At 69.3% G+C, this 25,520-nt stretch carries 24 protein-coding genes and 1 pseudogene; 13 read left to right on the plus strand and 12 right to left on the minus strand.

Annotation, left to right across the window (positions count from 1 at the left end; genetic code table 11):
- Positions 1–116: 116 nt before the first annotated feature.
- A complete protein-coding gene (locus ACWCO2_RS04570; RefSeq protein ID WP_450126316.1) occupies positions 117–599 on the plus strand; it encodes a cysteine dioxygenase in 483 nt (160 codons plus the stop codon).
- Positions 600–627: 28 nt separating this feature from the next.
- On the opposite strand, the pseudogene ACWCO2_RS04575 reads toward ACWCO2_RS04570, so the two are convergent.
- The 3 genes and pseudogenes from ACWCO2_RS04575 to ACWCO2_RS04585 all read right to left on the minus strand — a co-directional run.
- Positions 628–1,188 (minus strand): annotated as a pseudogene (locus ACWCO2_RS04575) (FMN-binding negative transcriptional regulator); the annotation flags it as partial.
- Between the two features lie 67 nt (positions 1,189–1,255).
- On the minus strand, positions 1,256–1,678 hold the full coding sequence (locus ACWCO2_RS04580) for a GNAT family N-acetyltransferase (RefSeq protein ID WP_450126317.1): 423 nt from the start codon (positions 1,676–1,678) through the stop codon (positions 1,256–1,258).
- On the minus strand, positions 1,675–2,343 hold the full coding sequence (locus ACWCO2_RS04585; RefSeq protein WP_450126318.1) for a pyridoxamine 5'-phosphate oxidase family protein: 669 nt from the start codon (positions 2,341–2,343) through the stop codon (positions 1,675–1,677). Before ACWCO2_RS04585 ends, ACWCO2_RS04580 begins: the two co-directional genes overlap by 4 nt.
- Before the next feature lie 45 nt (positions 2,344–2,388).
- Between ACWCO2_RS04585 and pdxR the strand changes: the two genes are divergently transcribed.
- Together pdxR and ACWCO2_RS04595 are read left to right on the plus strand one after the other, a co-directional pair.
- On the plus strand, positions 2,389–3,795 hold the full coding sequence (gene pdxR / locus ACWCO2_RS04590) for a MocR-like pyridoxine biosynthesis transcription factor PdxR (RefSeq protein ID WP_450126319.1): 1,407 nt from the start codon (positions 2,389–2,391) through the stop codon (positions 3,793–3,795).
- A gap of 254 nt (positions 3,796–4,049) precedes the next feature.
- Positions 4,050–5,141: a D-alanine--D-alanine ligase family protein gene (locus tag ACWCO2_RS04595; RefSeq protein ID WP_450126320.1), complete on the plus strand. Its 1,092-nt coding sequence runs from the start codon at positions 4,050–4,052 to the stop codon at positions 5,139–5,141.
- A gap of 96 nt (positions 5,142–5,237) precedes the next feature.
- Here ACWCO2_RS04595 and ACWCO2_RS04600 read toward each other — a convergent pair whose 3' ends face one another.
- The 3 genes from ACWCO2_RS04600 to ACWCO2_RS04610 all read right to left on the minus strand — a co-directional run bounded on the left by ACWCO2_RS04600 (position 5,238) and on the right by ACWCO2_RS04610 (position 6,546).
- A complete protein-coding gene (locus tag ACWCO2_RS04600) occupies positions 5,238–5,441 on the minus strand; it encodes a hypothetical protein (RefSeq protein WP_450126321.1) in 204 nt (67 codons plus the stop codon).
- A gap of 182 nt (positions 5,442–5,623) precedes the next feature.
- Positions 5,624–6,157 carry a DUF3515 domain-containing protein gene (locus ACWCO2_RS04605; protein WP_450126322.1) on the minus strand — a complete coding sequence of 178 codons (534 nt, stop codon included), beginning with the start codon at positions 6,155–6,157 and terminating at the stop codon, positions 5,624–5,626.
- 155 nt (positions 6,158–6,312) lie between these two features.
- The gene (locus tag ACWCO2_RS04610) at positions 6,313–6,546 is read right to left on the minus strand and encodes an Lrp/AsnC family transcriptional regulator (protein ID WP_450126323.1); all 234 of its coding nucleotides are present in this window, start codon (positions 6,544–6,546) and stop codon (positions 6,313–6,315) included.
- 73 nt (positions 6,547–6,619) lie between these two features.
- Between ACWCO2_RS04610 and ACWCO2_RS04615 the strand changes: the two genes are divergently transcribed.
- Positions 6,620–7,609, plus strand: coding sequence for a thiamine-phosphate kinase (locus ACWCO2_RS04615; RefSeq protein ID WP_450126451.1), 990 nt, complete (start codon positions 6,620–6,622; stop codon positions 7,607–7,609).
- Positions 7,610–7,666: 57 nt separating this feature from the next.
- Here ACWCO2_RS04615 and ACWCO2_RS04620 read toward each other — a convergent pair whose 3' ends face one another.
- The gene (locus tag ACWCO2_RS04620; protein WP_450126324.1) at positions 7,667–9,001 is read right to left on the minus strand and encodes an MFS transporter; all 1,335 of its coding nucleotides are present in this window, start codon (positions 8,999–9,001) and stop codon (positions 7,667–7,669) included.
- A gap of 373 nt (positions 9,002–9,374) precedes the next feature.
- Here ACWCO2_RS04620 and ACWCO2_RS04625 point away from each other — a divergent pair, with 373 nt between their 5' ends.
- Both ACWCO2_RS04625 and ACWCO2_RS04630 read left to right on the plus strand, forming a co-directional pair.
- Positions 9,375–10,049 (plus strand): uracil-DNA glycosylase, encoded by a 675-nt coding sequence (locus ACWCO2_RS04625; protein WP_450126325.1) that lies wholly within the window; start codon positions 9,375–9,377, stop codon positions 10,047–10,049.
- 98 nt (positions 10,050–10,147) lie between these two features.
- The gene (locus ACWCO2_RS04630; RefSeq protein WP_450126326.1) at positions 10,148–10,732 is read left to right on the plus strand and encodes an Rv1733c family protein; all 585 of its coding nucleotides are present in this window, start codon (positions 10,148–10,150) and stop codon (positions 10,730–10,732) included.
- A 64-nt stretch (positions 10,733–10,796) separates the two neighbouring features.
- Here the strand turns inward: ACWCO2_RS04630 and rpmB are convergent, their stop codons facing one another.
- Positions 10,797–10,988 carry a 50S ribosomal protein L28 gene (gene rpmB / locus ACWCO2_RS04635; RefSeq protein ID WP_270952571.1) on the minus strand — a complete coding sequence of 64 codons (192 nt, stop codon included), beginning with the start codon at positions 10,986–10,988 and terminating at the stop codon, positions 10,797–10,799.
- Between the two features lie 249 nt (positions 10,989–11,237).
- On the opposite strand from rpmB, the gene ACWCO2_RS04640 reads away from it, so the two are divergent.
- The 5 genes from ACWCO2_RS04640 (at position 11,238) to recG (ending at position 17,255) form a co-directional block, all read left to right on the plus strand.
- Positions 11,238–12,797, plus strand: a complete 1,560-nt coding sequence (locus ACWCO2_RS04640; RefSeq protein WP_450126327.1) for a DAK2 domain-containing protein — start codon at positions 11,238–11,240, stop codon at positions 12,795–12,797.
- Positions 12,798–12,892: 95 nt separating this feature from the next.
- A complete protein-coding gene (locus ACWCO2_RS04645; RefSeq protein WP_450126328.1) occupies positions 12,893–13,252 on the plus strand; it encodes a GntR family transcriptional regulator in 360 nt (119 codons plus the stop codon).
- The gene (locus tag ACWCO2_RS04650; RefSeq protein WP_450126329.1) at positions 13,249–14,202 is read left to right on the plus strand and encodes a DUF1648 domain-containing protein; all 954 of its coding nucleotides are present in this window, start codon (positions 13,249–13,251) and stop codon (positions 14,200–14,202) included. The genes ACWCO2_RS04645 and ACWCO2_RS04650 overlap by 4 nt, the downstream gene beginning before the upstream one ends.
- Before the next feature lie 59 nt (positions 14,203–14,261).
- Positions 14,262–14,744, plus strand: coding sequence for a hypothetical protein (locus ACWCO2_RS04655; RefSeq protein WP_450126330.1), 483 nt, complete (start codon positions 14,262–14,264; stop codon positions 14,742–14,744).
- Positions 14,745–15,017: 273 nt separating this feature from the next.
- A complete protein-coding gene (recG, locus tag ACWCO2_RS04660; protein WP_450126331.1) occupies positions 15,018–17,255 on the plus strand; it encodes an ATP-dependent DNA helicase RecG in 2,238 nt (745 codons plus the stop codon).
- Positions 17,256–17,352: 97 nt separating this feature from the next.
- Here recG and ACWCO2_RS04665 read toward each other — a convergent pair whose 3' ends face one another.
- The gene (locus tag ACWCO2_RS04665) at positions 17,353–18,060 is read right to left on the minus strand and encodes a DUF3800 domain-containing protein (RefSeq protein ID WP_450126332.1); all 708 of its coding nucleotides are present in this window, start codon (positions 18,058–18,060) and stop codon (positions 17,353–17,355) included.
- Positions 18,061–18,317: 257 nt separating this feature from the next.
- Here ACWCO2_RS04665 and ACWCO2_RS04670 point away from each other — a divergent pair, with 257 nt between their 5' ends.
- Entirely contained in the window at positions 18,318–21,695 is a 3,378-nt protein-coding gene (locus tag ACWCO2_RS04670) for a pyruvate carboxylase (protein WP_450126333.1), read from the plus strand.
- Positions 21,696–21,801: 106 nt separating this feature from the next.
- Here the strand turns inward: ACWCO2_RS04670 and ACWCO2_RS04675 are convergent, their stop codons facing one another.
- The 3 genes from ACWCO2_RS04675 to ACWCO2_RS04685 all read right to left on the minus strand — a co-directional run bounded on the left by ACWCO2_RS04675 (position 21,802) and on the right by ACWCO2_RS04685 (position 24,675).
- A complete protein-coding gene (locus tag ACWCO2_RS04675) occupies positions 21,802–22,224 on the minus strand; it encodes a PIN domain-containing protein (protein WP_450126334.1) in 423 nt (140 codons plus the stop codon).
- On the minus strand, positions 22,221–22,460 hold the full coding sequence (locus ACWCO2_RS04680) for a DUF6364 family protein (protein ID WP_450126335.1): 240 nt from the start codon (positions 22,458–22,460) through the stop codon (positions 22,221–22,223). The genes ACWCO2_RS04675 and ACWCO2_RS04680 overlap by 4 nt, the downstream gene beginning before the upstream one ends.
- A 160-nt stretch (positions 22,461–22,620) precedes the next feature.
- Complete coding sequence (locus ACWCO2_RS04685) at positions 22,621–24,675, minus strand: HelD family protein (protein ID WP_450126336.1); 2,055 nt, start codon at positions 24,673–24,675, stop codon at positions 22,621–22,623.
- A 169-nt stretch (positions 24,676–24,844) separates the two neighbouring features.
- On the opposite strand from ACWCO2_RS04685, the gene rsmD reads away from it, so the two are divergent.
- Entirely contained in the window at positions 24,845–25,405 is a 561-nt protein-coding gene (gene rsmD, locus ACWCO2_RS04690; RefSeq protein ID WP_450126337.1) for a 16S rRNA (guanine(966)-N(2))-methyltransferase RsmD, read from the plus strand.
- The last annotated feature ends 115 nt before the right edge of the window (positions 25,406–25,520 follow it).

A 25,520-nucleotide genomic window follows, 5' to 3' on the forward strand; every position in this document is an offset into this window, starting at 1 on the left:
GCGCGCTCTGTTCGTGTCCTTCGTGTTGATCGATTTCCGGTAATCCCCGGGTTTTTCCGCGCGTGCCCGCACGCCTGCGCCCGGAATCCACGTACGATCCCGAAGGACTTCCACACGTGTTCGCCGTTCCGCCGAATACCCTTGCCGCTGCTGCCGATCTGACCATCGCGCACCCGGTTCGCATCGCCCGAGAGCTCGCCGCCGACCGCAGTTCGTGGACGCACCTGCTGCGCTACGACCCGGACCAGCGCTGGTTCGGCCTGCTCGCCCGCACCGAGCACTACGAGGCCTGGCTGCTGAGCTGGCTGCCCGGTCAGCACACCGAACTGCACGACCACGGCGGCGCCACCGGCGCTTTCACCATCATCTCCGGCAACCTCACCGAGCGCGTCGTGCGCGGCGGGACGACCGACGTGCTGAACTCGTTGACCGCCGGCCAGTCCCGCGTCTTCGGCCCGGACTACGTGCACCAGGTGTCCAACACCGGGCCGGACCCGGCGGTGAGCATCCACGTCTACCGCCCGGTCCGGACCCCGATGACCACCTACGTCCACGACCCGATCACCGGCCTCCGCCCCACGGGCGCCCGCCTCACCTGAGCCGGGCGCACTCGGAGGAACGGCGATTTCAGGTGCGGTGGTTCCTGCGGCGGCGTTGTTGCGCTGCTGCGGCGCGGTCGCGCGGGGCGTCGCGCTCGATCAGGTGCTGGGACACTGAGTCCTGGAGTTCGACCAGTTTGTGGTCGTCGTACTTGAACTTCGCCGTCACAGATTCGACGTGCACCACGACTCCGCGGATTCTCTTGAGCATCCGGTAGAACGGGCCGTCCTGCGCGCGCACTTCGGCGGTTCCGCCGTCGGGCTGGAAGTGCTCGACCTGCTGACGCAGCAGCGCGGCCTTGGCTTCGAGGTCGTCCACCAGTTCCGCGGTGCCCGAGAGCTGCACGCTCGCGTAGTGGCTGGTCGGCACGCCCGAGCTCGGCGGTACGTCCACCGCCCGCCACGGGCCGGGGATGAAGGCGTAATCGTCCACAACGGACAGAACGCAGTGCGGATCGTGCTCCAGCGCGCGCCAGGTAGGGTTCGGCCGCGCGAGGTGCAGCAGGACGCGGTCGCCGTCGAGGACGAAGTGCGTCGGCTGCACGATCGGCCGGCGGTCCGGGTCGACGGCCACGAGGTGGCCGAAGTCGTGCTCGGAGAGTCAGTTCCGCCACTCCTCGTCGTCGCGGGCGGCGTCCCAGGGGCGCACCAGCAACTCACACCTCCGGTGTCTTCTTGTCGAAGTGGAAGGACGAGATGGCGAAACCGGACGCCAGGTAGCGGCGGTGCGCGTCGTGCCGGTGCGTGCCGGAGTCCAGGTGGACCTGGCTCACGCCGAGCCGCTGGGCCTCCGCGTCGATCCACTCCAGCAGCGTCGCCGCATGCCCCTTCCGCCGCGCGCTCGACGCGGTCACCAGGTCGTCGATGTAGACGTAGTGGCCCCAGACGAAGCACAGCCCGGCGCGGAACCCGGCCACCGCCGCGACCTCGCCGTCGTCGTACGCGGCGATCATCCGGTACCCGTGCGCCTGCTGCTGCTCGACCTGGGCCAGGAAGTCCTCCAACGAACCCAGGTTTGGGCGCAGTTCGAGCAGAACCGGGTACGCCGGGGTGAAGTCGGTCAGTTCCTGGACGATCATGCCGAGTACCTCCGGTCCCGCACGTGCTCTGGGACTTCGAAGTCCGTCGCCAGGTCGTCGGATGGTTCCGGTGCGCCCCAGCGGGTTTCCAGCGGCAGCACCCCGGCCCACGCCTTGCCCGCCTCGACGTCTTCGACTTCGTCGACCGGACCGCCGGTGCGGATCTTCACCGCTGCTTCGGTCAGGTCAAGCGCGAGGACGGCGGTGGCGGCCAGCTCCCGCTTGTTCGGCTGCCGCGCGTGCTCCCAGGATCCAGGGGCCAGGTGCTCGGTGATCACCTGCAGCGCCTGCCACCTCTCGTCCGGGGCGGTGACCCGGCGAGCCCGGCCGTGGATCACTGCCGACCGGTAGTTCACGGAGAAGTGGAACGCCGAGCGCGCGTAGACGATCCCGTCGACGTTGGTCACCGTCACGCAGACCTCGGCCGCCTCGCGCAGGCTCCGCGCGCCGGTGGATCCGTGCACGTAGAGCATGTCGCCGATGCGGCCGTAGCCGGTGGGCAGCACGCGTGGCGCGCCATCGACCAGCACGCCGAGGTGGCAGATCAGGCTGGCGTCGAGCACCGCGTGCAGGTCGCTGCGCTCGGTGCGGGCGCGTGCGCTGCCGCGGCGGATGGTGGACCGTTCCGTGGGCGAGAGCTGTTGGGTCACGGAGAACAGGATCATCCGGTAAGTGGCATTATCGAAGTGCCAATCAGGGAGAATTTCGAAATGCCACATGCCGTGCCCGCGAGTTCGCCGCTGCTGGAGCTGGCCATCGACCTGCGCCGCGACGACCCGCGCCCGCTCGCGGTCCAGCTCGCGGACGCCCTCCGGCACGCTGCGACCATCGGCCAGCTGCGCGGCGGCGACCGCCTGCCGTCGACCCGCGCGCTCGCGCGCCACCTCGAGGTCAGTCGCACGGTGACCGCTGCCGCCTACGAACAGCTGCACGCCGAGGGCTGGATCGCCGGTCGGCACGGCTCCGGAACCTACGTCACGACCAGTCCGCCCGGCGCGCAGACCGGAACGCCGAACGGCGCGTTCCGGAACGAGCGGGGCCCGCAGGAACCGACCGTGGTGCTGACCCCCGGCGTGCCCTGGGCCGAAGGCATCGACCGCGCGGCGTGGCGGCGGGCTTGGCGAGCGGCGGCCGATGTGGAGCCGGACTCGACACCGCACCGGGCCGGGGTGCTCGCCTACCGCGAAGCCGTCGTCGAGCACCTGCTGCGGCACCGCGGGCTCGTCCTCGGCGGGCTGACGGTCGACAACGTCCTCGCCACCGGGGGCACCACCGCCGCGGTCATCGAGCTGGCGTCGAGCGTGCTGAAGCCGGGTGACGCGATCGCGGTGGAAGAGCCCGGTTACCAACGAGCGGTCGGCGCTCTGACGGCCATCGGGGCGCGGGTGGTCCCGGCGCGGGTGGACCACGCCGGAATCGTGGTCGACGCCATCCCGAAGGGCGTGCGCGCGGTCTACTGCTCCCCGGCGCACCAGTACCCGATCGGCGGGCGGCTGCCCGCGGAGCGCCGGATCGCGCTCGTGGAGCGGGCGCGGGCCGAGGGCTGGCTGATCATCGAGGACGACTACGACGGGGAGCTGCGCTACGACGTCGCGCCGCTGCCGGTGCTCGCGTCGATGGCGCCGGACGTCGTGGTCCACCTGGGCACCACGAGCAAGATCATCTCACCGACGCTGGGCGTGGGCTGGATGCTCGCCCCGGACTGGGTTTCCGAGGCGGTGGTGGAGCGTCGCGCGCTCACCGGCACGAGCCCGGCCGCCGCCGGCCAGCGGGTCCTGGCGGAGTTCGCACGCAACGGCGACCTCGGACGCCACCTGCGCCGACTGCGACGTGAGCTCTCGCAACGCCGGACCCTGGTCGTCGATGGCCTGGGTGCCGAAGGAGTGGAGGTGTTCGGCGACCGCGCCGGCGCCCACGTCGTCCTGCCCCTGCCGGACGCCGAAACCGAGCAGCGAGTGGTCGCCGAGGCGGGGGAGCGAGGACTGGTCCTCGACGGTCTCCGCCGCCACCACTGCGGCCCGCAGCAGTGGTTCGGCTTGGCGCTCGGCTACGCCGCCTGCTCCCGCGAGGACCTGATCCGAGCCCTGCCGACCATCGCCCGACTGTGCCATCCGTGAATCCACAGCTTCAATTGCAACTGTAGGTTTCAGTCGCGACTGAACACAGTTTCAATTGAAACTGTGGTGTGCCGTGGGTGGAGATTACAGTTTCAATTGAAACTGTGGACCATCGCGCGGACGGAGGCGGGTCGGAGTTTCGCGCACGGATGGGATGCGGCTGGTTGCGGTAGGTGTTGGGGCGTTGGTCCGGGCGCCCCGTTCGGGCGCAGGTTGTGGAAAGGGGATGCGGCTGGCCGGGTAGGGTCCGGCGCATGACACAGCGCAAGACCCGGGTGGCGGTCGTCTTCGGCGGCCGCAGCACCGAACACGGCATTTCCTGCGTGTCCGGCGGTAGCGTGCTCGCGCACCTGGACCAGGACCGCTTCGAGATCGTGCCGGTCGGCATCACCCGCGAGGGTGCCTGGGTGCTGGGCACCGACGATCCGAAGCAGCTGGAGATCCGGGACCGCAAGGAGCCCGCGGTCGAGTCCGGCACCGCCATCGCGCTGCCCGGCGACCCCACGCGGCGCGACCTGGTGCTGCTGGAGCCGGAGCGGGGCGGCGAGGTGCTGTCGTCGGTGGACGTGGTGTTCCCGGTGCTGCACGGCGCGTTCGGCGAGGACGGCACCATCCAGGGTCTGCTCGAGATGGCCGACGTGCCCTACGTGGGGCCGGGCGTGCTGTCCAGCGCGGTGTCGATGGACAAGGAGTACACCAAGAAGCTGCTCGCCGCGGAGGGCCTGTCGGTCGGCACCTACGAGGTGCTGCGCCGCGACCAGTCCACACTGGACGAAGCGCAGCGCGAGCGGCTCGGGCTGCCGGTGTTCGTCAAGCCCGCGCGCGCCGGGTCGTCGCTGGGCATCAGCAAGGTCACCGACTGGGCCGACCTGGACGCGGCGATCGCCGAGGCGCGGCGCACCGACCCCAAGGTGATCATCGAGGCCGCGGTGGTCGGGCGCGAGATCGAGTGCGGCGTGCTGGAGTTCCCGGACGGCCGGATCGAGGCCTCGCAGCCCGCCGAGCTGCGCGTGACCGGCGAATCCGACTGGTACGACTACGAGTCCAAGTACCTCGACGACGTCACCGAGTTCGACATTCCGGCGAAGATCGGCGACGACGCGATCGAGAAGCTGCGTTCGGACGCGGTGACCGCCTTCCGCGCGCTGGAGTGCCAGGGCCTGGCCCGGGTCGACTTCTTCCTGTCCGAGGACGGCGAGCTGATCGTCAACGAGGTCAACACCATGCCGGGCTTCACGTCGATCTCGCTGTACCCGCGGATGTGGGCGCACAGCGGCGTGGACTACGCGTCCCTGCTGAGCATCCTCATCGACACGGCCATCAACCGAGGCACCGGCCTGCGCTGACCTCTGCAAACGGCCCCGGTCTCCGCAACGAGACCGGGGCCGTTTCACGTCTGGGGCCGGGGCGGTCAGCTCAAGCACTGCGATGGAATGTCGTGGTCACGGTGCCGTCGTCGTCGATGTGGTGCAGGGCCATTCCGGGTGCACTGCTGTCCAGCATGAGCGGTCGGCGATCCGGGTCGACGCCGAGTTCGGACGCGACGGCTGGAGGAGTTCGACCAGAGCTTCGGGATTGGTCAGCGGGATCGCGTCGACGAAGGAAAGCCCGATCTCGACCGGCGGTTGGTGCAGCGCCAACACCACCTGGTGCGCGCCTTGCGCCGCTCCGCGGAGGCGGGGTCGTCGGTCAGGTGCGGGTCGCTGACGTGGAGCAGGGCGGCACTCATGAGCGCCACGCTAACGCCGGCCGGGAAGCTTCGGAGCTGCCGAGCGCCGCGGTGCGCGGTGGCGTGCGGCAACCGCGGCCGCACGCCACCGCTGATTCGTCAGGGGAAGACCGGCTGCTTGGGGAGCTTGTCGCGCAGGATCGCCGAGAGGTCCTGGAGCGGGCCGGTTCCGGTGTCGCCGGGGAGGCTCAGCGCGACGTAGACCGGGCGGTCGACCGCCAGCCACGAGGTGTCGCCGCCCTGGTCGATCTTCAGCCAGCTCACGCCGGAGACGTCCACCAGCTGCGCGGTCGGCGTCAGCTCCGCGGGGGCGTCGATGCCGCAGCGCGCCGTGATCGGGTCGTGGTCCGCGTCGCCCCACGCCACCGTTGCTTGGGGCGCCGGGGCCGCCAGCTCGCGGCGTGGGACCTGCTTGCCTTCCACCGCCAGCTCGCGCGGCAGCGCGTCGATCACCGACTTGCACTCCGGCGTTTCCGCCTTCGGCGCGGGGATCGGGGCGAGCGGCAGCGGGCCTTCGCGGCGCTCCTTCAGGGCGGCTTCCGCCGCCTGCTGCTCCTGACGGGCGGTGTACCAGCCGTACGTGCCGATGCCGGCGACCGCCAGGGCGAGGAGCGCTCCGAGCGTGATCGCCACGATCAACACCGGTCGGGGCACTCCGGTCGCTGATTGGTTAACCACGTCGTCCACTACAGCACGGCCGCCGTTGTCGCTGGACACCGGCCTGGCCGCGCACTGCTGCAATGATGGGCGCTCTCCGCGGTGGAGGGGCGCCCATCATCACCGTTTCGTCAGAGGTGCACCACCGGGCAGGTGAGGGTCCGGGTGATGCCTTCCACGTTCTGGATCTTGGCGACTACCATCTTGCCGAGCTGGTCGACGTTCTCCGCTTCGGCGCGCACGATCACGTCATACGGACCGGTGACGTCCTCGGCGCTGATGACGCCTTCGAAGCCCTTGATCTCACCGGCCACAGCGGCGGCCTTGCCGACTTCGGTCTGGATGAGGATGTATGCCTGAACCACGGCGTGCCCCTTCGTCTTGCCGATGTGCTCGGGGTAGGAAACTGGCAGAAAGCTACCCCATTTGACCGAGCAGATGCTCAAGGAAGGAAGGTCCCAGTTGGGTCCTGATTCGTCGCAGGACGCACAGACCGTTTCCCAGTTGGGTGAGTTCGGTCTTATCGACCGGGTGACAGCGGGGCGGCCGCAGCCACCCGGTACCTTGCTCGGTCCGGGGGACGACGCCGCGGTCCTGGCAGCTCCCGATGGGCGGGTGGCGGCTTCCACCGACATGCTGGTCGAAGGAGTGCACTTCCGTTTCGACTGGTCCACCCCGCACCAAGTGGGCCGCAAGGCCGTCGCGGTGAACCTCTCCGACATCGCCGCGATGGGTGCGGTGCCCACCGGAGTGCTGGTCGGACTGGCCTGCGCCCCGGACCTGCCCACGAGTGTCGCCGATGAGCTGCTCGACGGCATGTGGGAAGAAGCGCAGCGGGTCGGTATCGGCATCGTCGGCGGCGACATGGTGTCGTCGAGTTCACTGACGATCTCCGTCACGGCCCTCGGTGACCTGCAGGGCAGGGAGCCGGTGACCCGCTCCGGCGCGCGGCCCGGCGACGTGGTGGCGGTGGCCGGGCGGCTGGGCTGGTCGGCGGCCGGGTTGGCCGTGCTCGGCCGGGGCTTCCGCTCGCCGGTCGCGGTCGTCGGCGCGCACCGCGTCCCGGAACCGCCGTACGCGGCCGGTCCGCAGGCGGCGTTGGCCGGCGCGACGTCGATGATGGACACCTCCGATGGCCTGCTGGCCGACCTCGGCCACATCGCGACGGCTTCGCAGGTCGCCATCGACGTCCGCACCGAGCAAGTGGACGTGTCGCAGCGGCTGACCGAGGTCGCTTCCGCGCTCGGCGCCGACGCCCGGCACTGGGTGCTCACCGGTGGCGAGGACCAGGCGCTGATCGCGACGTTCCCGGCGGAGCAGGAGCTGCCGGAGGGCTGGCGGGAGATCGGCGTGGTCGCCGAAGGCTCGGGCGTGACCGTGGACGGCGGCGAGTACGTCGGCCCGAGCGGCTGGGAGCACTGGCGGTAGAGATGCGAAAGGGCCCCAGTGCGCCGAAGCGCGCCGGGGCCCTTCTTCGTGACTCGGTCAGCTCGTGGAGGACCGCGCTGAGGAAGGCGAGTCCTGCATGAGCGGCTTGCCCGCGGTCTCCTTCATCAGCAGGATCGGCACCAGGGCCACCAACGCCGCACCCATCAAGTAGTACGCCGGGAACATGGTGTTGCCGGTGCTCTTGACGACCGCGTCGTTGATCAGCGGCGCGGTGCCGCCGAAGGCTGCGGTGGAGATGTTGTAGCCGATGCAGAAGGCCGCGTAGCGGACCTTGGTCGGGAACATCGCGGGCAGTGTCGAGGCCAGCGGGCCGATCAGTTGCACGTGCCCGATCGCCAGCAACCCCAGACCGCAGACCGTGGTCAGCACGGTGCCCTGGGAGATCAGCATGAACGCCGGGATGGGCAGGACAATGAAGCAGATCGCCGCGGACAGGAACAGCGGCTTGCGGCCGATCCGGTCCGACAGCGCGCCGACCGGCGTGATGATCACCATCATGAACAGCACGGTGAGCAGCAGCGGCACCAGGACCGCGTACTCCTGACCGCTCTCGACGTGGAGCGTGTCCTTCAGGTACGTCTCCATGTAGGTCAGGATCGTGTAGTTCGCGATGTTGATCAGGACCACGATGCCCATCAGGATCAGCAGCTGGCGCCACCACTCCTTGAGCAGGTCCTTCAGCGGCGATTTGGCGACCTGGTGGGTGGCCTCCAGCTGCTTGAACGCCGGGGTGTCCTCCAGCCTGCTCCGGAGGTAGAGCCCGATGGCGCCGAGCGGACCGGCGATCAGGAATGGAATGCGCCAGCCCCCGGCCTCCATTCCCTCGGTGCCGATGTTCAAGATCAGGATTGTCGGCACCAGCGCGCCGAGCCCGAATCCGACCAGGGTTCCGAATTCCAGCCAGCTGCCCCAGAATCCGCGCTTGCGGTCGGGCGCGAACTCCGCGATGTAGGTGGCGGCGCCACCGTATTCACCGCCGGTGGAGAAGCCCTGCAACAAGCGGCACAGGAGCAACAGCATCGGCGCGAAGATTCCGATGGTGTCGTAGGTGGGCAACAATCCGATGACGAATGTGGATCCCGACATCAACAAGATCGTCAGTGCGAGTACCTTCTGCCGCCCGATTCGGTCGCCCAGCGGCCCGAAGAACAGGCTGCCCAGCGGCCTGAACAGGAACGAGATGGCGAAGACACCGAAGGCGGAGACCGTCTCCAGCGGGCCGGGAAAGAACTGGTGACCGACGTAGGCCGCGATGTAGGCGTATACACCGAAGTCGTACCACTCTGTGCAGTTTCCGATTGCGGCGGCGCCGACCGCGCGGCGCAGCAGTGCGCGCTGCTCGGGTGTTTCGGCTTTCTCCTGCGAAGTCATGGTTTTGCGGCCCACCTCCGGGTCATGCCGTCCACGGCCGTGGTCGATCGACAACTTCGCCAGAACCTAGCCGAGTGGCCACTGGGAGGCCACCAAATGGCCATGATTGACGCATTCCGATGGTATTTCCTTTATGCAAAGGGACGCCGTTCTGGCGCTCGGAACGGCGCTCCGGCGGGTTGCGGATTTGACAGCTGAATTCGCTGGATGACTAGCGAAAATGCAACCATCGGGTGATGACTGGTCACGGGCGTGGGCAATATCGCATTAATCGTTACATCGATCGTGTGTGATGTGTGTCACATAAATGGATTGATCGATGGATCTCGGGGGTGCCGCTGGTCGATCTCGGCGGCTCGTTAGGGTGCTCTGCATGACCGCGCGTCCACTGCACGAACTCGTCGAGGCCGGGTGGGCTGAGGCCCTTGCCCCGGTGGCCGAGAAGGTCAAGGAGGCGGGCGAGTTCCTGCGCGCCGAGGTCGCCGCGGGACGCCAGTACCTGCCGGCGCCCGAGCACGTGCTGCGCGCGTTCCAGCAGCCCTTCAACGAGGTCCGGGTGCTGATCGTCGGCCAGGACCCGTACCCGACGCCAGGCCACGCGGTGGGCCTGAGCTTCTCGGTCGCTCCCGGCGTCGCACCGCCGCGGAGCCTGGTCAACATCTACCGCGAGTACACCGAGGACCTGGGCCACCCGAAGCCGACCAGCGGCGACCTGACGCCCTGGACCGAGCGCGGCGTACTGCTGCTCAACAGGAGCCTGACGGTCGAACCACGCAAGCCCGGCTCGCACCGTGGCAAGGGCTGGGAGCAAGTCACCGCGCAGGCCATCACCGCGCTCGCCGCCCGCGAGAAGCCGCTGGTGGCGATCTTGTGGGGCCGTGACGCGCGCGACCTCCGCCCGCTGATGCCGGGCGTGGACTGCGTCGAGTCACCGCACCCGAGCCCGATGTCGGCCGACCGCGGCTTCTTCGGTTCGCGGCCGTTCAGCCGGGTCAACGAGCTGCTGGCCGCCAAGGGTGTCGAACCCATCGACTGGAAGCTCCCGTAACTCGCGTTTCCGCTGGTCATCCAGTCTGGATTTCGTTTCCGCCCCGTCGTACATTTGCCCTTGCCGGAAGTTGCGCTCTGGGCGGAAGAAGGCTCGTCATGGGAGCCGACCGGAACACCAGCTGCCTGCGATGCCTGGTCCGCAGGCTGTTCCCGGGTGCAAACCCGCTGCGTCGGCGCACTGATCTCTTCGAACCGATCGCACTGCTGCTCGTCGTGCTGATCGTGGCGGCAGCCACGGTGGTGGCGCTGCTGGTGGCGCGTGAGGAGCTGAACAACCGCCTCGCCGTGGTCGAGCAGGAGCAGGCCACCAGGCATCAGGTGGTGGCGTCGGTGGTGGCCGATCTGCCCAGCAGCGCGACGGGGCATCGGCCGGTCGCGGTGCATTGGGGTCAGCCGCCCGGTGATCGGTTCGGGGTGGTGGACCTGCCGTCTCGGGCGCCAGCCGCCGGCACGCTTCCGATCTGGGTGGACGACCAGGATCAGCTGGTCGCCCCGCCGCTCACCAGTGCCGAAGCGACGCAAGCTGCGGGTTTGGCCGGAGCGGGAGTCCTGTTCGGAGCTGCGCTGGTGACCACTTTGGGCCTGCTCGGCGCGCGCGCCTGGGTCACCCACCGGCGGCTCGCGGCCTGGGCGGCCGAGTGGGAGAAGGTGGAGCCCCAGTGGCGCAACCACGCTTCTTAGTGGTTCCAGGGACAGCAAAAACCCCGAGGTCCTTGAACGACCTCGGGGTTTAACGCGCTGTGCTTCAGCCGCGCGCGACCTTGCCAGCTCGCAGGCAGGAGGTGCACACGTTCATGCGCTTGCGCTGCGACAGGCCGATCTTGGCGTGCACGGTCTGAATGTTCGGGTTCCACCGGCGCCGAGTCTTCCGGTGGGAGTGCGAGACCGAGTTGCCGAAGCCAGGTCCCTTCTTGCAGACGTCGCAGACGGCAGCCACGTCAGACACCCCTTACTTTGCTTGACGGTTACAGCGATGAGAGCCACGCAAGCGACTCCCACTTGCGTGAGAGCTTGCTGTTCACCGCCGTTGGCGGCGACCTGAGCCCGGAAATCCGGACGCCCTGGGTCATCGCCACCCTGGGACCGGATGAGTGTATCCCACCGTTGACCACTCCTCCGGCGGTGGGGGCGCGTCGCCCCGGACGGGACTAGGGTCAGGCGAATCCGATCGTAGGAGGAGGTCCGGTTGTTGCGGACGCTGGATGCGGCGGCGGCCCGGCGCTGGGCGGACTTGGCCCTGGCTGCGCTCGTCGCGGAGCGCGCCGCGATCGACCGGATCAACGTCTACCCGGTCGCCGACGGGGACACCGGCACCAACCTGCTGCAGACGATGCGAGCCGCGGTGGACGAGCTGGACGCGGCCGCGCCCGACACCCTCGGCGGAGTCCTCGGCGCCCTCGCCAAGGGAGCGCTCGGCGGCGCCTGCGGGAACTCGGGAGTGCTGCTCTCGCAGGCCATGCGCGGTGTGGCTGAGCAACTCCGGGACGTGGCGGCCGCTGACGGGCGCGATCTGCACGCCGCGTTGACCCGGGCTGACGAGCTCGCCCGCGAGGCGCTCGCCGAGCCCGTCGAAGGCACTGCGCTGTCGGTCCTGCGGGCTGCGGCTCGCGGTGCGGCTGGGGCGGATCAGGTGGATGTCGCGGTGTACCGTGCGACTCGGGCTGCCATCGACGCTTTGGCCGCGACGCCGGCGCAGCTTTCCGCGCTCTCGGACGCCGGGGTCATCGATGCTGGTGGGCGCGGTTTCCTGGTGGTCCTCGACGCACTGCACGCGGTCGTCAGGGACGGCGAGCAGCTCGCCCCGGCTGCTCCACAGCCTGGCGAATCGGGTGTTCTGGAACACGAATCGCAGTACGAGTACGAGGTCATGTACCTGCTCGGCGACACCGACGAGGAGCGCGCGGCGGCGCTGCGCGAGGTGCTGTGCGGTCTGGGCGACTGCGTGTCGGTGGTCGGTGACGGCGTGGGTTCGTGGGCCGTCCACGTGCACTGCGACGAGATCGGCGCGGTGATCGAATCGGGCATCGACAGCGGCCGGGTGCGCAACATCAAGGTGACCCGGTTCGCCGACCAGCAGGCCGCGTTCGCGCGCGAGGCAGCGGTGCTGGCCTGCGTGCCCAGCGAAGAGCTGGGGGAGCTGTTCGCCGCAGAAGGCGCTGACGTGCTCGTCGTCGGTCCGGAGCCGACGCCCGAACGGCTCGGCGAGGCGGTCGAGGCGACCGGGGCGGCGCACGTCGTAGTGCTGCCCAACGATCCAGGCACCGCGGTGCTGGTGGAGCGGGCTGCTGCCGGAACGAGTGCTGAAGGTGCGGATGTCGTCGTGGTGCCCACGGCGTCCCCGGTGCAGGGGCTTGCCGCGTTGGCGGTGCACGACGTGACGCGGCGTCGGGCCGACGACCAGGTCGCGATGGCTGAAGCCGCGGCGGCGACCCGGCGCGGGGAGCTGCGCATCGCCGACGCCGAGGCGCTGACCTGGGTCGGTCGCTGTCGTCCGGGCGACGTGCTCGGGTTGATCGACGGTGATGTGGTGCTGATCGGCGACGACGTGCCGACGGCTGCCCGGGATCTCGCGGCGCGCATGCTCAGCACCGGGGGCGAGCTGGTCACCGCGCTGATCCACGCCGACGCCCCGCCCAGCCTGGCCGACGTCCTGGCCGATCACCTCCGCCGCTCCCACCCGGAGGTCGAGCTCGCCGGCTACCCGGCAGGAGAGCTCGGCGCACTGCTCCTCCTCGGCGTGGAGTAGCCAGCACTATCTTCGCTGGTCAGCAAGGCCCTTCACGGTCATCTGAACACATCGGCGACGTGTAAGAAATTAATGGTGCTAGTGTTAATAGCATCATGTTGCTCTCGTTGGATCTGAACGACGAGCGTCCGCTGCACGAGCAGGCCGCGGACGCCATCCGGCGTGCCATCGCGGCAGGTGAGGTCGAGCCGGGGGACCGGTTGCCGCCCGCTAGGGACCTCGCGGTCGCGATGCGGATCAACGCCAACACCGTGCTCCGCGCGCTGCGGCAGCTGCGGGAAGAAGGGCTGCTGGAGTTCCGACGCGGGCGCGGGGTGACCGTGCTGAACCGTCCGGATCCGGAAGCGGCGCTGCGGCAGAAGCTCCAGGAGCTGCTGGCCGAGGCCGCGCGGCACGGTTACCGGCCGGACGACGTCGTCGAGTGGATAGAAGCCGATAAGCAGGAGGCGAGATGACCTACCGCACCCGATTCTCCGTCGCGACGGGTCTGTGGGTGGCTGCCGTGACCGCGGCGCTGCTCGTCGGAACGTTCGCCGTGCGGGACCGGCTGCCGGATCCGATGGCTTCACGCTGGGGCATCTCCGGGGCGCCGAACGACTCGATGTCGTTGACCGGAATGCTGATGATCGACCTGGTCAGCTGGCTGGTCGTCGTGGTGGTCGCCGTCGCCGTCGCGGTGCGCGGCTGGGAGCGACGGGCCGCTCGGGGCAATGCGGCAGCGATCCTCGGCGCCGGTGCGGTGTTCGTCATGGGCATGTCGTTGCTGACCACGGGGGCGAACCTCGACGTCGCCGAGTGGCAGCAGGCCAGGCCGATGCCGGTCTGGCAGGTGCTGCCGATGCTCGTCGTCGCCGGGCTGGGCGGCTGGCTCGGCTGGTGGCTGGGAAACCGCGGCCTGGATGCACCGACCGGGGAGGCCGGCGAGGTCGCCGAACTCGAGCTGAAGCCGAGCGAGCGCGCGGTGTGGGTGTCCTCGGTGCGGAGTCGAACGTTGCAGGTCATCGGCGGGATCTTGACGCTGGCCGGGGTCGTGCAGCTGGCGTTGCAGCTCTGGCTCCCCGCGCTGCCGTTCCTGATGGCCGGGGTGGTCGTCCTCGTCGTCGCCTCGGCGCGGGTGCAGGTCGATGAGCGCGGGGTGCGCACCTCGTTCGGCCTGCTGCGCTGGCCGGTTCGGCTGATCCGGCTCGAGCAGATCGAGAGCGCGGGGGTGGAGACCCGGCGCGCGATGGAGATCGGCGGTTGGGGCTACCGGATGCTGCCCAGCCGCACGGCGATCATGCTCCGAAGCGGGGAGTGCCTGGCGCTGCGGCTGACCTCGGGCCGCAACTTCTACATCAGCGTCGACCACCCGGAACGCGGCGCGCAGCTGGTCAACGCATTGGTCACCGAACGCTCTGCGCTGTGAGGGATGACCTGGGTAGCCGGTACTGTCATCACCGGTCGTCGAGGTGAGCGGAGAGCGGCGTGGATGTCCGGAGGCGGTACCTCTGGTTCGTGGGTGGCTGGACGCTGCTCGTCGCGCTGCTGATGCTGCTGGTCCCGATGGCGCTGCACTCCAGGCTGCCCGAGCCGATCACCGTCGAGTGGACGTTCTCCGGGGCTCCGGAGGACTCCAGCCCGCTGCGCGACTTCCTGTTCGAGCAGCTCGTCTGGTGGCTGGTCGTCGCCGCGGTCTGGTGCGCGCTCGGCTTCGGCGGTGTGCTGCAGCGCCGCGGCCGGGCTTGGGCCTCGGCGGCGCTGGGCGTGTTCGGTTCGACGATGCTCGGCACGGTGGTGCTGACCACGGTGGCCAACCTGGACGCGCCGAGCTTCCGGGACGCCATCGATCCGCCCGGTTCGGGTTGGCTGCTGCTCGGCGGCGCGCTCGCGGGTTGGCTGGGCTGGCGGCTGGGCAGCCGTACCGCGGAGGCGCCACCGACTGATCGGGACGTCGGTGCGGTCCGCTAGAACTTGTTTGGCGAACTCGTTTTGCGTGGCGGTGTGGGTAGCGGAACCTCAGCGCCCGCCTGGTCTGCGGGTGCCCAACTTGATGTATGCCAATACACGGCAGTTGGGCCGTCCTCGCCAGGCGAACGCTGAGAACCCGCGGCGGTGCAAGCGCCGAGGGTGGGTTAAACGCCTTCGGCGTTTCAAAGACGAAGACCAAATACCAGGATCGAAGACAGGCACTAATTTGCTGGGTGCCTGACCGGTGACGACGCGCGTGGCGGAGGACCAGCTGTGACCACATTGGACGCGAAGCTCGACCGGGTGCTCGGCGCCAAGTCCGGCAAGGCGCTCGAGACGGCGCTGGGCCTGGTGACCGTCGGCGACCTGCTGCGCCACTACCCGCGCCGCTACGCCGAGCGCGGTGAGCTGACCGCGATCGCCGGTCTGGAGATCGACGAGCACGCCACCGTGCTGGCGAAGGTCGAGCGGGTCACCAAGCGCACCATGAAGTCCCGCCGCGGCACCATCGTCGAAGCCCGCATCACCGACGGGCACCGGTCGCTGAGCTGCACCTTCTTCAACCAGGCCTGGCGGGAGCGGGAGCTGGTGGTGGGCCGGCGCGGGATGTTCGCGGGCAAGGTCACCTCCTACCGCCGGCAGCTGCAGCTCGCCCACCCCGAGTACCAGCTGTTCGACGACGAAGCCACCGACATCGGTTCGGCTGCCGAGGAGTTCGCCTCCGCGCTGATCCCGGTCTACCCGTCGGCGCAGGGCCTGCCGTCGTGGTCCATCGCGCGCTGCGTGGGGCAGGTGCTCGACGTCTGGGACGGCACCGACGACCAGCTGCCCCCGGAGATGCGCGACCGGCTGGGGCTGGCCGACCTGGAGTCAGCGCTGCGCAAGATCCACCGGCCGCACAGCTTCGCCGACGTGGCAGCCGCCCAGGACCGGCTGAAGTGGGACGAGGCGCTGTCGGTGCAGCTGGTGCTGGCGCAGCTGCGCGGTTCGAACCAGTCGCACCCGGCGCCGGTCTGCCCGCGTCGCGACGACGGTGTGCTGGCTGCGTTCGACCAGCGGATGCCGTTCGAGCTGACCAAGGGGCAGCGCGAGATCGGCGAGCAGGTCGCCGAGGACCTGACCGTCGAGCACCCGATGAACCGCCTGGTGCAGGGCGAGGTCGGCAGCGGCAAGACGGTCGTGGCGCTGCGCGCGATGCTGCAGGTGGTCGACGCCGGTCGGCAGGCGGCGATGCTCGCCCCGACCGAGGTGCTGGCCGCGCAGCACGCCCGCTCGCTGCGGGAACTGCTCGGTGACCTGGCCATGGCGGGCGAGCTCGGCGGCGCCGAAGAAGCCACGCGGGTCACGCTGCTGACCGGTTCGCTCAGTGCCGCGCAGCGCAAGAAGGCGTTGCTGGAGGCGGCTTCCGGTGAAGCCGGGATCGTGGTCGGCACGCATGCGCTGATCCAGGACCGGGTGTCCTTCGCCGATCTGGGCCTGGTGGTGGTCGACGAGCAGCACCGGTTCGGTGTGGAGCAGCGCGACGCGCTGCGGGCCCGCGGCGGCGAGGAGACGTCGCCGCACGTGCTGGTGATGACCGCGACGCCCATCCCGCGCACAGTGGCGATGACGGTCTACGGAGACCTGGAAACCTCGGCGCTGCGCGAACTTCCGCAGGGGCGCTCGCCGATCAGCACCAGCGTGGTGCCGGTGGCGGAGAAGCCGAACTGGCTGGAGCGGGCGTGGACGCGCATCCACGAGGAAGTCGCGGCCGGGCACCAGGTCTACGTGGTGTGCCCGCGGATCGGCGATGACGAGGAGACCGCGGACAAGGGCAAGAAGAAGACCCGCAAGGCCGCCGTGGACGACAGCGACGGGGGCGGCGAGGAACCGCCGCCCGAGGACGGCGAGGAGCGTCGTCCGCCGCTGGCGGTGCTCGACGTGGCCGAACAGCTCGCGGCGGGACCGCTGGCCGGCCTGCGGATCGGCATCCTGCACGGACGGCTGGCCGCCGATGACAAGGATGCGGTGATGCGAGCCTTCGCCGACGGCGAGGTCGACGTGCTGGTGGCGACCACCGTGGTCGAGGTCGGTGTGAACGTCCCGAACGCCACGGTGATGGTGATCATGGACGCGGACCGGTTCGGCGTGAGCCAGCTGCACCAGCTGCGCGGTCGCGTCGGCCGAGGCAGCGCGCCAGGCCTGTGCCTGCTGGTCACCGAGGCCGTGGGCGGCACCACCACGCGCGAGCGGCTGGATGCGGTCGCCTCGACCACCGACGGTTTCGAACTCGCCCACCTGGACCTGGAACTGCGCCGCGAAGGCGACGTTCTCGGCGCGGCCCAGTCCGGCCGCAAGTCGGGTCTGAAGATGCTGTCCCTGCTCCGCGACGAGGACGTGATCGCGGCGGCCCGTGACGAAGCGGCCCACATCGTCGAACAGGACCCCACCCTCCGAAACCAACCGGGCCTGGCCCGGATGGTCGCCGAAGTAGTCGACGCCGACCGAGCGGAATACCTCGAAAAAACCTGACCGGTCTGGGGGCGTCGTTGCTTCCGGTGCGCTCGATGTGTACTGTTGCCGACGCGGACCCGTCCCCATGTACATGGGATCACGGGTCTAGCTTTTTTCAGGGCGCTTTCAGGTCGAGCGGTCCGTGACCGGTGCAGGCGCTGGCTGCGATGATGTCGTACCACTGCCAGGTGTGGGACTTGGCGGGAATTCGCTCCAGGCGCATGTACGCGGCGTAGGCGACGAGGTCGGCCATTTGCACCCACTGGCTGTGGTGGGAATGCAGGAAGAAGGGGTCCTCGATCAAGGAGCGCGCGTCGAGCTTGAGCTCTCGATGAGCGGCGCGATAGCTGGGGTCCGTGCCTTCACCATCCATGACAACCAGGCCGAAGTCGTCGTTGGCGGTTAACCGGGCATCGAGGTGCCGGACCAGGCGGGCGTAGGTGTCGGCCTTGGCGAGGTGGTGCTTGGTTCCTCGGTCTGTCCGCTGGAACGCCGCTCCTGCGGACAGACCGGGGAGCTCGACGAGAGTGCGCAGCGCGTCGGTGATGACGGGAGCCCGCTGAGACTTGATCGTGTCCCAAGCAGTGCCGGTCGGTCGGCCGCGTCCGCCCGCGAACTTCGTGGCGTGCAGTTCGTAGTCAGTCGGGATGCCAATCGAGCGGTAGAGCTCGCGGCGCCAGTCCAGCCAGTCCTGCAGTGCCTCCTTCCAGGACTCGATGGCGACCTCGACCCAGCCGAACACGTTGAGCCTGGCTGCTTCTGAGCCGGAATCGTCGATGTAGATCACCCGCGTTGCCACGACGCGCAGGTTACTGTGGGTCATTGACAACTACTTCAAGTGGTGTCGGCGTTCGGTGGTGATCCCGGCAGGCGCCATAGCTGGCCGGAAATATGAGATCAATAATTGAGATTATAGAAAATCAATAGAAATTTCTTTTGGTCCAAACCTTGCTCGGAAGTGTTGTTTGAGCAGGTCATGGGGACATGGAGGTGTCCATCACTCGGGATCTTCTCCCGGAAGGGGGAATTTTCGCGGTATCGTGCTGGCACTGACCGACACCCGCCAACCGAGGAGCCGGTATGTTCCGCAAGGTTCTCGTCGCCAACCGCGGTGAGATTGCGATTCGCGCCTTCCGTGCCGCCTACGAGCTGGGTGCGGGCACCGTGGCCGTGTTCCCGCACGAAGACCGCAACTCGCTGCACCGCCTGAAAGCCGATGAATCCTACGAGATCGGCGAACCCGGCCATCCGGTCCGCGCCTACCTCTCCGTCGAGGAGATCATCAAGGCCGCGCGGCAGGCGGGTGCTGACGCCGTCTACCCCGGTTACGGGTTCCTGTCCGAGAACCCCGATCTGGCCCGGGCCTGCCAGGAAGCCGGGATCACCTTCGTCGGCCCCAGCCACGAGATCCTGCAGATGACCGGCAACAAGGCGACCGCCGTCGCCGCCGCCCGCGAGGCCGGCGTACCGGTGTTGGACTCCTCCGCGCCGTCCCGCGACATCGACGAGCTGCTGGCGGCTTCCGAGGACATGACGTTCCCGGTGTTCGTCAAGGCCGTCGCCGGCGGTGGCGGACGCGGCATGCGGCGCGTCGACCAGCCGTCGGCGCTGCGCGAAGCGCTGGAAGCGGCGATGCGCGAGGCGGAGTCGGCCTTCGGCGACCCCACCGTCTTCTTGGAGCAGGCGGTCGTCAACCCGCGCCACATCGAGGTGCAGATCCTCGCCGACGGCGCGGGCAACGTGATCCACCTCTACGAGCGGGACTGCTCGGTGCAGCGCCGCCACCAGAAGGTCATCGAGATCGCCCCGGCCCCCAACCTCGACCCGCAGCTGCGGGAGCGGATCTGCGCCGACGCGGTCGCCTTCGCCCGCAAGATCGGCTACGTCAACGCGGGCACCGTGGAGTTCCTGGTCGACGAGCAGGGCCGCCACGTGTTCATCGAGATGAACCCGCGAATCCAGGTCGAGCACACGGTCACCGAGGAGGTCACCGACGCCGACCTGGTGCAGTCGCAGCTGCGCATCGCCGCCGGGGAGACGCTGGACGACCTCGGCATGACCCAGGACTCGATCCGGCTGCGCGGCGCCGCCCTGCAGTGCCGCATCACCACCGAGGACCCGGCCAACGGGTTCCGCCCGGACACCGGCATGATCAGCGCCTACCGCTCGCCGGGCGGCGCGGGCATCCGCCTGGACGGCGGCACCGCGTTCGCCGGCACCAGCGTCAGCGCGCACTTCGACTCGATGCTGGTCAAACTTTCCTGCCGCGGCCGGGACTTCGGGACCGCGGTGGCGCGGGCACGGCGAGCCGTCGCCGAGTTCCGCATCCGCGGCGTGTCCACGAACATCCCGTTCCTGCAAGCGGTTCTGGACGACCCGGACTTCGCGGCGGGTCGGGTCACCACCTCGTTCATCGGTGAGCGTCCGCACCTGCTGACCGCCCGGCACTCCGCCGACCGCGGCACCCGGCTGCTCAACTACCTCGCCGACGTCACCGTCAACCGCCCCAACGGCGAGCGCCCGACCACCCCGGACCCGGTGTTCAAGCTCCCCGCGGCCGACCTGTCGGTGGAGCCGCCGGCCGGTTCCAAGCAGAAGCTGGTCGAGCTCGGGCCGGAGGGCTTCGCGCGCTGGCTGCGCGAGTCGAAGGGTGTGGGCGTCACCGACACCACGTTCCGCGACGCCCACCAGTCGCTGCTCGCGACCCGGGTGCGCAGCAAGGACCTGCTCGCCGTCGCGCCGCACGTGGCGCGGATGACGCCGGAGCTGCTGTCCCTGGAGTGCTGGGGCGGCGCGACCTACGACGTGGCGCTGCGGTTCCTCGCCGAGGACCCGTGGGAGCGGCTGGCCAAGCTGCGCGACGCGGTGCCCAACATCTGCCTGCAGATGCTGCTGCGCGGCCGGAACACCGTCGGCTACACGCCTTACCCGACCGAGGTGACCGAGCACTTCGTGCAGGAGGCCACCGACACCGGCATCGACATCTTCCGCATCTTCGACGCGCTCAACGACGTCGAGCAGATGCGCCCGGCCATCGAAGCGGTTCGGGCCACCGGGAAGTCGGTCGCCGAGGTCGCGCTGTGCTACACCGCCGACCTGTCCAACCCGAACGAGCAGCTGTACACGCTGGACTACTACCTGCGTCTGGCCGAGCAGATCGTCGATGCCGGGGCGCACGTGCTGGCCATCAAGGACATGGCCGGTCTGCTGCGTCCGCCGGCCGCGGCGAAGCTGGTATCCGCGCTGCGCGAGGAATTCGACCTGCCGGTGCACCTGCACACCCATGACACGCCGGGCGGCCAGCTGGCCACCTACCTGGCGGCCGTGCAGGCCGGGGCGGACGCGGTGGACGCCGCGACGGCCTCGATGTCCGGCACCACCTCGCAGCCCGCGCTGTCCTCGGTGGTGGCCGCGACCGACCACACCGAGCACGCCACCGGGCTGGACCTGCAGGCGGTGTGCGACCTGGAGCCGTACTGGGAGTCGGTGCGCAAGATCTACCAGCCGTTCGAGGCCGGGCTGGCCTCGCCGACCGGCCGGGTCTACCGCCACGAGATCCCCGGCGGTCAGCTGTCCAACCTGCGCACCCAGGCGGTGGCGCTCGGCCTCGGCGACAAGTTCGAGGAGATCGAGGCGATGTACGCCGCGGCCGACCGGATCCTCGGCCGGCTGGTCAAGGTGACCCCGTCGTCGAAGGTGGTCGGTGACCTCGCGCTGCACCTGGTCGGCGCCGGGGTTGACCCGTCCGACTTCGAGGCGGACCCGCGCAAGTTCGACATCCCGGACTCGGTGATCGGCTTCCTGCAGGGTGAGCTCGGCGAGCCGCCGGCGGGCTGGCCGGAGCCGTTCCGCACCCGCGCGCTGGAGGGCCGCACCGCGGTCCGGCGCCTCGCGGAACTGTCCGAAGAGGACCGTTCGGGCCTGGCCTCGGACCGTCGCACCACGCTGAACCGGCTGCTGTTCGCCAAGCCCACCAAGGAGTTCACCGAGCACCGCGAGGCCTACGGCGACACTTCGCTGCTGCGCAGCAAGGACTTCTTCTACGGCCTGCGGCCGGGGGAGGAGTTCCCGGTCGACCTCGAACCGGGTGTGCGACTGCTCATCGGTCTCGAAGCGATCAGCGAGCCGGACGACCGCGGCCTCCGCACGGTGATGGCGACGCTGAACGGTCAGCTGCGACCGATCCAGGTCCGCGACCGCTCGGTGGCCACCAACCTCCCGATCGCGGAGAAGGCGGACCGCTCGAACCCTGGACACGTCCCGGCTCCGTTCGCCGGCGTGGTGACCCTCGCGGTCGGTGAGGGCGACGCCGTGGAGGCGGGGCAGACCATCGCCACCATCGAAGCGATGAAGATGGAGGCGGCGATCACCGCTCCGACCACTGGTCAGGTCAAGCGCCTGGCCATCGGTGCCGTGCAGCAGGTCGAAGGTGGAGACCTGATCATCGAATTCGGCTGATCCGGACCGGAGCGCGGGTCGTCCTTGCGGGGCGGCCCGCGCTCCGCTGTTCGGCCCCTTCAGCGCCGGTGACCGGACGTGTCAGGATGTGGTCGCCCGGTGTTCCTCAGCTGTGGAAAGGGTTCTCGATCAGGAGGTTCCCGAAGCGTCGCCCGTGCTGCATGTCTTCGGTGAGGAGCTTCGCGGCGCCCGAGCGCAATGCGGCCTCGACGATGAGCGCGTCGTAGAACGCAAGCGTGTGCTCCTCTTCCAGCTTGCTGGCCGAGACGATCAGCAGCGGGTCGACGCGGATCGGATCCCACTCGGCGTACTTCGCCACCACCTTGCGAGCGGTGTCGCGAGGCAGCTTCGTCTTCTTCGTGGCGACGGAGTAGAACTCCTGGAGAACCTGGGTGCTCAGCACCCCGGTCTCCGTTGCCCAGAGCTCTTTGAGCAGTTGGCGAGCTTGTGCGGCGCGCAGATCGCCGTCGTGCACGGCGTGCGCGTAGACCAGGATGTTCGTGTCGATGAACTTGAATTCAGGAGTCACCTGTCGTAGAGCTCCTCACGGGTCCAGGATGGCGCGCCTTCGCCGGACCGCGCCGCCTCGTCCATGAGCTCGAAGGCATCGCGTTTGGCCTGCTCGTAGCGTTCATCCGCATCGGCGATCTTGGTGATCTGCTGGGCCAGAAGTCCGCTTAGCGACGTGTTCCTGCGCGCTGCTGCGATCTTCGCGCGCTGAATTACAGCTTCGTCCAGCTGGACTGTGACGTTTCTGCTACCCATATCCACAAGCTATCACGTGGTCCACGTGACTTTAGCGTGGAAAGTAGATCGACCTTTTGTTCGCACGAGTGTTCTGTGCCTGAATCCTGAGTCGTGCATGGCCGCAGCACGCGAAGAGCGCCGTCCGTTGGGTGGCGGAAGGCGCTCTTCGTGTGGGGTGTCAGCGGGGGTGGACGACGGTGAGGAGTTGGGTGGCTCGGCTGAGGGCGACGTAGAGGGCTCGGCGGCCGGTGCTGGACTCCGCTGCCAGGCCGTCCGGGTCGATGACCACCACCGCGTCGTACTCCATGCCCTTGGCCTCCAGGCTGCCGACCACGCGCAGCCGTTCCGATTCCTCGGCGTCCACAGTGGACAGCCAGGCGCGGACCTCGTCGCGGCGGGCCATCGTGGTGATCAGGCCGATGGTGCCCTCCGCGGCCGCCACCAGCTCCGCCGCGGACTTGCGCACCGCCTCCGGCAGCTGCCCGGACGGGACCTCGCGCACCGTCGGCTCGATGCCGGTGGTGCGCACCGCCTCCGGCAGGTCGTCGGCGCGCACCAGGTCGCGGACCGCGTCCGCGGCAAGCGCGAAGATCTCCGCCGAGTTGCGGTAGTTGGTGCGCAGCGTGAAGCGGCGGTGCGTGCGCTGCGCGCTCAGCGCTTCCTGGCGCGCGGTCGCCGCTTCTTCGGCGTCCGGCCAGGACGACTGCACCGGGTCGCCCACGATCGTCCAGCTCGCGTGGCGACCGCGGCGACCCACCATTCGCCACTGCATCGGCGAGAGGTCCTGGGACTCGTCGATCACCACGTGCGCGTACTCGTCGTAGTTGACCGCACGCCTCGGCTGCTCGGGCTCGCCCTCGCCGCGGCGGCGCTTCGGCGGCGGGCCGGCCAGTCCGCGCAGCTCGTCGATCAGGGCGATGTCGGCGACCGTCCACTCGGTCACCTCGGTCCACGACTTCGCCAGCAGGTCGACCTCCTCGGCCGACAGCAACCGGCGCGCCGCCTGCGACAACCGCGTCGGATCGGACAGCCAGCGCAGCACCTGCATCGGGTACGTCGGCGGCCACCAGGCGACCAGGAACCGGTGGAACTCGATGCGGTCGCCGATCTCGGTGATCAACTGGGCCCGGTCCGGCTGGAACTTCTCGTCGGCGGCCTGCCTCGCCTTCTGCCACAGGGCTTCCAGCAGCGCGTCGGCCGCCCGCATGCGGTTCTTGTTGGGCTGGTGGCCCTTGTTGTGCAGCGAGCGGCGGATCCGCTTGAGGTCGTCGGCCTCCAGCTTCAGCACCGTGCCGCGGTAGAACATCTGCAGCCGCTCGGGGGCCTCCGGCGGCGGCAGCCGCAGCGCGCGCCGCAGCACCTTCACCATCCGCGACGAGCCCTTGATCTCCGCGGTGCGCGGGTCGTCGATCTTGGCCGTGCTGATGCCGTCCAGCACCTCGCCGAGCGCGCGCAGCTCCACGTTGTGCTCGCCCATCGACGGCAGCACCCGCGAGATGTAGGACATGAACACCGGCGACGGGCCGATCACGAGCACGCCCGGACCGCCGAGCCGCCGCTGGTCCCGGTAGAGCAGGTAGGCGGCGCGGTGCAGGGCGACCGCGGTCTTGCCGGTGCCCGGACCACCGGTGATCTCGGTGACCCCGCCCTCGGGAGCGCGGATCGCGTCGTCCTGCTCCTTCTGGATGGTCGCGACGATGTTGCGCATCGAGTCGCCGCGGGAGCGGGTCAGCGCGGCCATCAGCGCGCCATCACCGATCACCCGCATGTCCTCCGGCGCGCGCTCCGGGTCCAGCAGGTCGTCGGAGACGTCCACGACCTGCTCGCGGGAGGAGCGGATCACCCGGCGGCGCACCACGTCCTGCGGGTGCTCCGGGGTCGCCTGGTAGAAGGCCGACGCCAGCGGGGCGCGCCAGTCCACCAGCAGGTTCTCGAACTGCGGGTCGCGGATGCCCAACCGGCCGATGTGCACCGCGTCGCCGCTGGCGAAGTCCAGGCGGCCGAACACCAGGCCCTCGGACTCGGCGTTGAGCGCCTGCAGCGTCCGGTTGGCGTGGTGCAGCATCACGTCGCGCTCGTTGAGAGCCTCGGGCGTCGCCTCCCGGCCGTACTCGTAGCTCTTGTCACGCATCGCCTCGGCTTCGGTGCGCAGCTCGTCGAGACGGGTGTAGACCCGGTCGACGTGCTGCTGCTCGACCGCGATCTCGGCCTGCTTGATGGACGCTTCGGACACCTGTGTCTTTCTCCCCGTCTGGCGCGGTGGGCAGACCAAATAGCCTACGCCCGGGGCACTGTCACGTTGCTTGCTCCCGGCAGCGGGGAAGCCTCGGGCCTCGGCGTAAAATGACCGCAAATGAGCCCCGCTGGACGGTGCGCCGGGGACTGTGCGCCACGATGGACGGGTGACTCGGATCGTGGCCGGAAGCGTGGGCGGGCGGCGCATCGATGTGCCCCCGAAAGGCACCAGACCCACCTCGGAGCGCGTGCGGGAAGCCCTGTTCAGCGCGCTGGAATCGGCGATGGAACTCTCCGGCGCGCGAGTGCTCGACCTCTACGGCGGCTCGGGTGCCCTCGGCCTGGAAGCCCTCTCGCGCGGAGCCGCGCACGCCACCTTCGTCGAGCACGACCGCCGCGCCGCGGCGATGCTGCGCCGCAACGCCACCTCGCTGGGCTTCCGCGACGTCCACGTGGCGCAGGCCAAGGCCGAAACGCTTTTGAGCAGCCCGACCGATCAACCCTTCGACGTGGTCCTCGCCGACCCGCCCTACGACCTGCCGCAGGAGAAGCTGCAGCAGGTCCTCACCGCGCTGGTCGACAACGGCTGGGCGGCGCCGGGCAGCCTGGTGATCGTCGAACGAGCCCTCCGCAGCGGAGAACCAGACTGGCCCCCGAACCTGCACCCGTTGCGCAGCAAGCGCTACGGAGACACCGCCGTCTACTGGGCAGAGCACGAAGACCAGTGACCCCTCCGCTCCAGGATTCGGGGCACCGCCACGCAAATAAGCCACGTTCTCGTGCCTGTGGGGCGTGACACTTCGTCGTGAGCGGTTCTGCTGGTGGCTGCTACCGTCCTCGCCC

It is taken from the genome of Saccharopolyspora sp. NPDC002376, assembly GCF_053593195.1.